This is a genomic window from Pseudomonas sp. 910_21, from assembly GCF_052850735.1.
Genome location: NZ_VXCY01000005.1, coordinates 489,481 through 498,811 on the forward strand (window position 1 = coordinate 489,481; position 9,331 = coordinate 498,811).

7 protein-coding genes are annotated in these 9,331 nt (G+C 55.0%); all 7 read right to left on the minus strand.

The window, feature by feature from the left end; all coding sequences use genetic code 11:
* Positions 1-170 precede the first annotated feature (170 nt).
* The 7 genes from FW796_RS18865 to FW796_RS18895 all read right to left on the minus strand — a co-directional run bounded on the left by FW796_RS18865 (position 171) and on the right by FW796_RS18895 (position 9,311).
* Positions 171-443, minus strand: a complete 273-nt coding sequence (locus FW796_RS18865) for an HU family DNA-binding protein (RefSeq protein WP_011062271.1) — start codon at positions 441-443, stop codon at positions 171-173.
* A gap of 148 nt (positions 444-591) precedes the next feature.
* Complete coding sequence (lon, locus tag FW796_RS18870) at positions 592-2,988, minus strand: endopeptidase La (RefSeq protein ID WP_102864652.1); 2,397 nt, start codon at positions 2,986-2,988, stop codon at positions 592-594.
* A gap of 162 nt (positions 2,989-3,150) precedes the next feature.
* Entirely contained in the window at positions 3,151-4,434 is a 1,284-nt protein-coding gene (gene clpX / locus FW796_RS18875; protein ID WP_102864651.1) for an ATP-dependent Clp protease ATP-binding subunit ClpX, read from the minus strand.
* A gap of 112 nt (positions 4,435-4,546) precedes the next feature.
* Entirely contained in the window at positions 4,547-5,182 is a 636-nt protein-coding gene (gene clpP / locus FW796_RS18880) for an ATP-dependent Clp endopeptidase proteolytic subunit ClpP (protein WP_011062274.1), read from the minus strand.
* 92 nt (positions 5,183-5,274) lie between these two features.
* Positions 5,275-6,585, minus strand: coding sequence for a trigger factor (gene tig / locus FW796_RS18885; RefSeq protein ID WP_346635147.1), 1,311 nt, complete (start codon positions 6,583-6,585; stop codon positions 5,275-5,277).
* Positions 6,586-7,236: 651 nt separating this feature from the next.
* On the minus strand, positions 7,237-8,721 hold the full coding sequence (locus FW796_RS18890; RefSeq protein WP_446439759.1) for a hypothetical protein: 1,485 nt from the start codon (positions 8,719-8,721) through the stop codon (positions 7,237-7,239).
* A gap of 101 nt (positions 8,722-8,822) precedes the next feature.
* Entirely contained in the window at positions 8,823-9,311 is a 489-nt protein-coding gene (locus FW796_RS18895) for a hypothetical protein (protein ID WP_446439760.1), read from the minus strand.
* Positions 9,312-9,331: the final 20 nt, after the last annotated feature.

A 9,331-nucleotide genomic window follows, 5' to 3' on the forward strand; every position in this document is an offset into this window, starting at 1 on the left:
TCCGGATAGAAGAAAGGCGCATCCGAGGATGCGCCTTCTCGTAACTGGCGGAGCGGACGAGAGCTGAACCTGCGACCCTCGGCGTTGGCCGGTGATGCACCGGCCTACTGGCGCCCCGCTGCCAGATCAGGCATGACCCCGACCCGGATGGGCAAAGACCCTGAAGAAACTTAGTTTACGGCTTCTTTCAGTGCTTTACCGGCTTTGAAACCTGGCTTTTTAGCGGCAGCGATTTCCAGAGTCTTACCGGTCTGTGGGTTACGACCGATACGAGCTGGACGATCAGTTACGGAGAAAGTACCGAAACCAACCAGAACAACAGAGTCACCGGCCTTCAGAGCGCCAGTAACGGATTCGATTACTGCGTCCAGCGCACGGCCAGCAGCAGCTTTCGGGAGATCAGCAGATGCAGCGATAGCATCAATCAGTTCCGACTTGTTCACTCTAAGTCCCCTTATATATCTATGAGTATGATTCTAAGTTTTTTGGTGAAAGCAAAAACGAGTGCTGAATGGCCTACAGACACTTAAGAGCCGCTTTATAACAAGGGCTCTAAAAAGCTGTCAAGGAAGCCCCCCAGGCTAATGCGTACTAATGCGTGCTAATTCTTTCCTTAGAGTCAGACTCGCGTTTTTCGTCCTTTGCAACTATCTCGGGAGCCACATCCGGCAAGGGCTCCGGCGCGTATTGCAGCGCAATTTGCAGGACTTCGTCAATCCATTTAACTGGTTTAATCTGCAGATCCTGCTTGATATTGTCAGGAATTTCTTTCAAATCGCGAACATTCTCTTCAGGAATGATCACCGTCTTGATTCCACCCCGATGAGCTGCGAGTAATTTCTCTTTCAGCCCGCCGATGGCCAATACCTGACCACGCAAGGTGATTTCCCCCGTCATCGCCACATCAGCCCGCACCGGAATGCCGGTCAGCGCTGAAACCAACGCCGTGCACATGCCTATGCCCGCGCTAGGACCGTCTTTAGGGGTGGCCCCTTCAGGCATGTGGATGTGGGTGTCGCGCTTCTCGTGGAAGTCCAGGGGGATGCCCAAGCTCTTGGCACGACTGCGGACCACGGTCAGCGCCGCAGTGATCGACTCGACCATGACATCTCCGAGGGAACCGGTCTTGATCAACTGGCCCTTGCCTGGAACCACAGCGGCTTCGATCGTCAGCAACTCACCACCTACCTGAGTCCAGGCCAGACCGGTCACCTGACCGATCTGATCCTGCTGCTCAGCCAGACCGTAGCGGAATTTACGCACACCCAGGAAGTGCTCCAGCAGGTCGGAAGTGACCTTCACCGAGAAGCGCTTTTCCATCGCATGCTCTTTCACCGCCTTGCGGCAAACCTTTGCAATCTGACGCTCCAGGCCCCGTACACCGGCTTCGCGGGTGTAGTAGCGGATGATGTCGCGAATCGCATCAGGGTCGAATTCCAGCTCGCCTTTCTTCAGCCCGTTGGCCTGAATCTGCTTGGGCGACAGGTACTTGACCGCGATGTTGATCTTCTCGTCCTCGGTGTAGCCCGGCAGACGAATCACCTCCATCCGGTCCAGCAACGCTGGAGGAATATTCATCGAGTTGGAGGTGCAAAGGAACATCACATCAGAGAGGTCGTAATCGACTTCCAGATAGTGATCGTTGAAGTTGTGGTTCTGCTCAGGGTCCAGGACCTCCAGCAACGCCGACGCCGGATCACCGCGCATATCACTGCCCATCTTGTCGATTTCATCGAGCAGGAACAGTGGGTTGCGAACGCCAACCTTTGTCATCTTTTGAATCAATCTTCCTGGCATCGAACCGATGTAAGTCCGACGATGCCCACGGATTTCCGCTTCATCACGTACGCCACCCAGAGCCATACGCACAAACTTACGGTTGGTCGCGTTGGCGATCGACTCTGCAAGGGAGGTCTTACCCACCCCAGGAGGACCAACGAGGCACAACACCGGACCACGAATCTTCTTAACGCGCTTTTGTACGGCGAGGTATTCGAGAATCCGCTCTTTGACCTCTTCCAGACCATAGTGGTCGGCATCGAGAATATCTTCGGCGCGGGCCAGGTCGAGACGCACCTTGCTCTGGGCCTTCCAAGGCACCTGAACCAGCCAATCGATATAGGAGCGAACCACAGTCGCCTCGGCAGACATCGGCGACATCTGCTTGAGCTTGTTGAGCTCGGCCTGAGCCTTGGTCATGGCGTCTTTTGGCAAGCCGGCGGCATCGATGCGCTTCTTCAGCTCTTCGATTTCATTGTGACCTTCGTCACCATCGCCCAGCTCTTTCTGAATGGCCTTCATCTGCTCATTCAGGTAGTACTCGCGCTGGCTGCGTTCCATTTGCTTTTTGACGCGGCCACGAATGCGTTTTTCCACCTGCAGCAGATCGATCTCGGCATCCAGCAATGCCAGGACATGCTCGACCCGAGCAGACAAATCGATGATCTCGAGGATTTCCTGCTTCTGCTCGATCTTCAACGCCATATGCGCGGCCATGGTATCCACCAGGCGGCTTGGCTCGTCGATGCTGTTGAGGGAGGACAACACCTCGGCAGGAACTTTCTTGCCCAGTTGCACATATTGTTCGAACTGGGACAGCAAGCTACGAACGAACACTTCCGACTCACGATCAGGAGCATCCACTTCATCAATCAGGGAGACTTCTGCGCGGCAATGGCCATCAACTTCGCTGAAGCGCTCTACAGCACCGCGCTGTTCACCTTCAACCAACACCTTGACGGTGCCGTCAGGCAGCTTGAGCAACTGCAAGACAGTCGCAATGGTACCTACGCGATAGAGTGCATCTTCACCGGGATCGTCATCAGCAGGGTTTCTCTGTGCCAGCAAGAGAATCTGCTTGTCGCCCGTCATCGCTGCCTCAAGGGCTTCGATAGACTTCTCGCGCCCCACAAACAGCGGGATAACCATGTGCGGATAAACCACAACATCACGCAATGGCAGGAGAGGCAATTCGATGGTTGTCTTCATGATTTCGCCTCTACGGCGGCCGTACGGCCGTAAACAGATGGAAGTAAGCTTGAAACCAAGATGGGGGCTGCCTGTAAAAAAAACAAGCTTAAAGACAGCACTTTAAGACGCTAAAAGCAAAGGGGCCCGAAGGCCCCTTCTTTCAATCCAACAGCGCAACGCTTACGCGTCTGGCGCCGCCTTGGCCGTCGGCTCACTGTTTTCATAGATGTACAGTGGCTGGGACTTACCTTCAATAACGCTTTCGTCGATCACTACTTTACTCACCTCGGATTGCGAGGGGATCTCATACATAGTGTCGAGCAGAACACCTTCGAGAATCGAACGCAGGCCACGAGCGCCTGTCTTGCGTTCAAGTGCGCGTTTGGCGACCGACTTCAGGGCGTCGGTACGGAACTCCAGGTCGACACCTTCCATCTCGAACAACTTGGCGTACTGCTTGGTCAAGGCATTCTTCGGTTCAGTGAGGATCTGAATCAACGCTGCTTCGTCCAACTCATCAAGGGTTGCAAGAACCGGCAGACGGCCGACGAATTCCGGGATCAGACCAAACTTGACCAAGTCATCAGGTTCGACTTCACGCAGGGACTCACCAACTTTCTTGCCCTCTTCCTTGCTGCGCACCTCGGCATTGAAACCAATGCCGCCACGGGTGGAGCGGTTTTGAATAACCTTTTCCAGCCCGGAGAACGCGCCACCACAGATGAACAGGATGTTGCGAGTATCGACTTGCAGAAATTCCTGCTGCGGGTGCTTGCGACCACCTTGCGGCGGAACGGAGGCAACCGTGCCTTCAATTAGCTTCAACAGGGCTTGCTGAACACCTTCCCCGGAAACGTCCCGGGTGATCGAAGGGTTGTCAGACTTGCGGGAGATCTTGTCAATCTCATCGATATAGACAATGCCCATCTGGGCTTTCTCTACGTCGTAGTCGCACTTCTGCAGCAACTTCTGAATGATGTTCTCGACGTCCTCCCCCACATAACCGGCTTCGGTCAGGGTGGTTGCGTCGGCGATAGTGAACGGTACATTCAACAGACGAGCCAGGGTTTCCGCCAACAGCGTCTTACCCGAACCTGTAGGGCCGATCAGCAAGATGTTGCTCTTGCCAAGTTCGACGTCGTCACTCTTCTTGTCACGCTGGTTCAGACGCTTGTAGTGGTTGTACACCGCTACCGCCAGAACCTTTTTTGCACGCTCCTGACCAATCACGTATTGATCAAGGATGCCGCTGATTTCTTTAGGCGAAGGCAATTTATGCGCGCTGCTCTCGGCCTGTGCTTCCTGCACCTCCTCACGGATGATGTCATTGCACAAGTCGACGCACTCGTCGCAGATAAAGACCGAGGGGCCGGCAATCAATTTGCGTACTTCATGCTGGCTTTTGCCACAGAAGGAGCAATAAAGCAGTTTGCCGTTGTCCTCGCCGTTGCGGGTGTCAGTCATTCGTTCGATCCAAATCCGATAGGCTTGCAACACAAGATGAAGGCTATTGCGGGCTTTTTCAAGCCCGCCACTGATCAGAACAACTGACCAAGCCTATTTTGAGCTGCTTATTTTAAGCGGGGCGCTGGTTGATTACTTCATCGATCAACCCGTACTCACGCGCTGCTTCGGCGCTCATGAAGTTATCGCGATTGGTATCGCGCTCAATTTCTTCCAGAGTACGCCCGCTATGCTTGGCCATCAGCGTGTTAAGACGCTCACGGATGAAGAGGATTTCCTTGGCATGGATTTCGATATCCGACGCTTGGCCTTGGAAACCGCCCAGTGGCTGGTGAATCATCACTCGGGAGTTTGGCAGGCAGAAACGCTTGCCAGGGGCACCGGCCGTCAGCAAGAACGCGCCCATGCTGCATGCCTGACCAATACAGGTGGTTGAAACGTTAGGCTTGATGAACTGCATGGTGTCGTAGATCGACATGCCAGCCGTCACCGAGCCGCCCGGGGAGTTGATATAGAGATGGATGTCCTTGTCCGGGTTTTCCGCTTCAAGGAATAGCAGTTGCGCACAGATCAGGTTGGCCATGTAGTCTTCTACGGGACCTACCAGGAAGATCACTCGCTCCTTGAGGAGGCGCGAGTAGATGTCGTAGGCGCGCTCGCCACGAGCAGACTGCTCGACAACCATCGGGACCAGACCGCCTGCGGCCTGGATATCAGAGTTCTGCTGAATATACGAATTACGGAACATGCTCTGCAGTCACTCCCAAATAGTCACGTCTTGAATACGCATAAGCCAGCGCGAAGGCTGGCTTATGGTGTGTGCTTCGAACGAGAAGAAAATCAGTCGGCTTGAGGTGCTTCTACCGGCTTGACCGCTTCTTCGTAAGAGACCGATTTGTCGGTCACGCTAGCTTTCTGCAGAACAGTATCCACAACTTGTTCTTCCAGCACAACCGAACGGACTTCGTTCAATTGCTGCTCGTTCTTGTAGTACCAGGACACGACCTGCTCAGGCTCTTGGTAAGCCGAAGCCATTTCCTGGATCAGCTCGCGAACACGGTCTTCATCAGGCTTCAGATCGAATTGCTTAACAACTTCAGCAACGATCAGGCCCAGCACTACGCGGCGCTTGGCTTGCTCTTCGAACAGCTCGGCAGGCAGTTGGTCCGGCTTGATGTTGCCACCGAATTGCTGGACAGCCTGAACGCGCAGACGGTTAACTTCGTTTTCCAGCAGTGCCTTCGGCACTTCGATCGGGTTGGAGGCCAGCAGACCGTCCATAACCTGATTCTTCACCTTGGACTTGATGGCCTGGCGCAGTTCGCGCTCCATGTTCTTGCGAACTTCGGCACGGAAACCTTCCAAACCGGCTTCCTTGATACCGAATTGAGCGAAGAACTCTTCAGTCAGCTCTGGCAGCTTAGGCTCGGAAACGCTGTTAACAGTCACGGTGAACTCGGCAGCCTTGTTGGCCAGATCCAGGTTCTGATAGTTCTCAGGGAAGGTCAGGCTCAGAACACGCTCTTCACCGGCCTTGGCGCCGACCAGACCGTCTTCGAAGCCAGGGATCATGCGACCGGAACCCAGTACCAACTGGGTACCTTTAGCCGAACCGCCTGCGAAAGCTTCACCGTCAACCTTACCTACAAAGTCGATGTTCAGTTGATCATCGTTCTGCGCAGCGCGATCAGCAACTTCGAAGCGAACATTCTGCTTACGCAGGATTTCCAGCATGTTGTCCAGATCAGCATCAGCCACGTCAGCGCTCAGACGCTCAACAGCGATGTTTTCGAAACCGGCAACCGTGAACTCTGGGAAAACTTCGAAAGTGGCAACGTATTCCAGATCCTTGCCCTTCTCCAGCACCTTAGGCTCGACCGAAGGAGCGCCAGCCGGGTTCAGCTTCTGCTCAACAACGGCCTCATAGAAGGAAGCCTGGATCACATCACCTACTGCTTCTTGACGCGCATCAGCCTCATAACGCTGACGAATCACGCTCATTGGAACCTTGCCAGGACGGAAGCCCGCAATTTTGGCCTTTTGGGCAGTCTGCTGCAGACGCTTGTTGACCTGGCTCTCGATGCGCTCAGCCGGCACGGTGATGCTCATGCGGCGCTCAAGAGCAGAAGTATTTTCAACAGAAACTTGCATGGATATTCCTCGTTGCACAGACGTTAGCCGGCCGTTTTCCGACCCCAGAATCAAGGGCATGCATTCTAGTGGGTCAAACTCAAGAAGTCACCCTACTGAAAACGGGTAAAAAACAGCCGACAATGTGAAGGCGAGGACAAAGGGTTGAGCCTCGCCATGAGAGCAAATACTACGAATCCAACCAGAGCCTCTACACCAACCCTTCTATATATAGAAGGAGTCGCTCAGAGCACCCCTGACAAACACCAACCAATAGCCAAGATCCGAGCACCCGGCGACCAAAGGCCAACCATTGCCCAGCCCAGCCACCCCATTATTTGCGGAACCACTGGACATACCGGACCCAGAAACGAAAACGGCGCAGCCCTTTTCAGGTGCTGCGCCGTAATCTGCTATTAACTAGCTACTTTATTGGTGCGGACGAAGAGAACCGAATCTGATCCGGAAACTCCCGCCACACAAGGGCTGATCGATAGTGATCCCACCCAGCGTACTAATAGCTGTACTAATCCTGTGACGCTGGACCAGTACCGATAGCTTCAAACGGGCGGCGATTCTACACTGCTTCGAATCTGACGCCCGCATTTTTTGCCTTCTCGATCAATGACCTATCTTTTTCTGCATCCTGCCGATTCGCCCCGGCTCAAGTGATCACCCGATGACTGTTACAGTCGCAGAGGCCTGTGATGTGTTGAGAACGACGTTTGCTCCCGCAGTGTTGAGGATTACACCGGCAACGCCTGAACTGTTGATCTTGATTCGGAATGAGTTCACCGCGTTGTTGAGCACTTGGATGCCACGGGAATAGTTGGTCTCCGTGATGTTTTCCATCACAAGCACCGTTCCCACCGGCCAGCCACCGACAGACGCATTTAGAGTCCACTCCCAATGGAAGCTAATGGCCTTCTTACCCATGTTGTGGGTGATGTCCGTTTCCGAGCTCGCAGCAAGTGACATGGGAGCACTTGTCCATCGCCTGGTAACTGCCTGGTTCCCTTCGACAATACTGAGGCGGGACGCAAGCGAGGCATATGCGGTTGCAAGGGATGAGGCCTCAGCAGAGCCCAGTGGAGTAATCAAGCCATATAGCCGCGTCATCCAGGCGCCGAGAGCAGCAGGTATCCCACCTGTATAGTCGAGCGCCATTACACGCGTCAGCTCCTGGCCATACGGCGGCTTTGATCCGAGCTGGAACGCTGCACCAAAAGTACCGACAGACCCGCCATTAAGATCGCGCATCCGGAACTTGCCGGCCGACGATAGCGCAACGAAGCAGGCCCGCTTAGAAGGGGTTGATTGCCATACAGCTTCGGACACGACCGGGAGCAGGCCAGCATCCAGAGCAGCGGCAAAATCTGGATACAGTGCACGCTCAAGCTCCTGGCCGTCATCCAAAGCGAAGCCCTTGAACGGTTGGGCACGGTAGCCCCAGGTCGACATACCCAACTGAAGCCCCGCGTCTGCGGCTGCCTGGGCCGACCCAGCCGCTGCGCTTGCAGATCCTGCTGCTGCAATCTTCGAAGCATTCGCGCTTGAAGCCGATCCGCTGGCGCTGTTGCTCGACGCCGCAGCAGCATCCGCCGAGGCCCTCGCGGCGGCCGCTGACTCCAATGCCAGGGCCGGCTGCTGTTCCAGAGTTTCCAGGCTCAAGTTAGAGGCAATTGGCTGACCCCGTTCATCGAAAGCCAGGATCTTGTCAGCCCGGGCTACCGAGCTGGGCAGCTGCAGATTGATATCGAGCGGATCGGTAGGCGAGATGGTCAGCCCCCGGCCCTGGTTATCGATCGTCTGCTGAACAAGCATGATCAGGCGATCGAATGCATCCTCGTGGATCTCAGCAAAAAACTCGCCCTGGTTCCTGAACGAGGTCAGCTGTGTGGCGATCATCACGCGGGCCACCACCAGGGTGCCGTTCGGCAGAGGCGCGCCAGTTGTGTCGATGGCGCCGCCATCCTCGGCCCCTGCCCCCTGCACCGCGTAGTCGCTGTTCAGCTTCAACAGCTCAATGTTCCCCATCAGATCCTGCCAGAAGACCTTTAAATCGGAGTTCTGGAAGAAGCGGAAACGGAAAGGAAAGTGGGTGGTAGCGCCATTGGGGAAGAACTGGGCGCTGCTGCCAGTGGTTGAAACCGTCATAGTGGGTCACCTTCTGCTATCAATAAAAAGCCCCGCACATGGCGGGGCCCTGAAATCCAGGCGAAAAAAAACCCGCCTGAGCGGGTTCTAGGTTTATTGCCTCAGGATCTGCGCGTCCTGAGGTACTCCAGCGCATCGGCAAAACGTTCGGCCTTTTCCAGGCTTCGGGTTTTGATAATCCGCAACTCACCACCATCAGAGCCGCGAATCACTACGGCATACTGCCCCGACTTCATTCGGCGTTGATAAACGTTGATCACGGCCATTGAGTTGAAATACAGGCGCTGGCCAACCTCTCGGGTTGATACGCTGGAAGAGCCAACAGCAATAGCTCCAGTGCCAACTGGGGCGGCACTGCCAAAGCTAGCGCCCCTAGAAATAAGCCCTTCGGACAGAGCAATAAACTGATCAGTAACTACCACGGATTGCGGCCGGGTCTTGCTGAAGTCCTCATAGAAAACCTGCTCCACGATGCTGACCGCCTGCTGCCGATCCATCCCTGGTGCTGGTTTTGGCGTGTAGTCGAGCTGCTTGTGCCCGCACCCGGTCAGCACCAGCGCCACCAACAAGCCTATCCATATCCTTTTCACTGTGCCCCTCCTAAGATCCT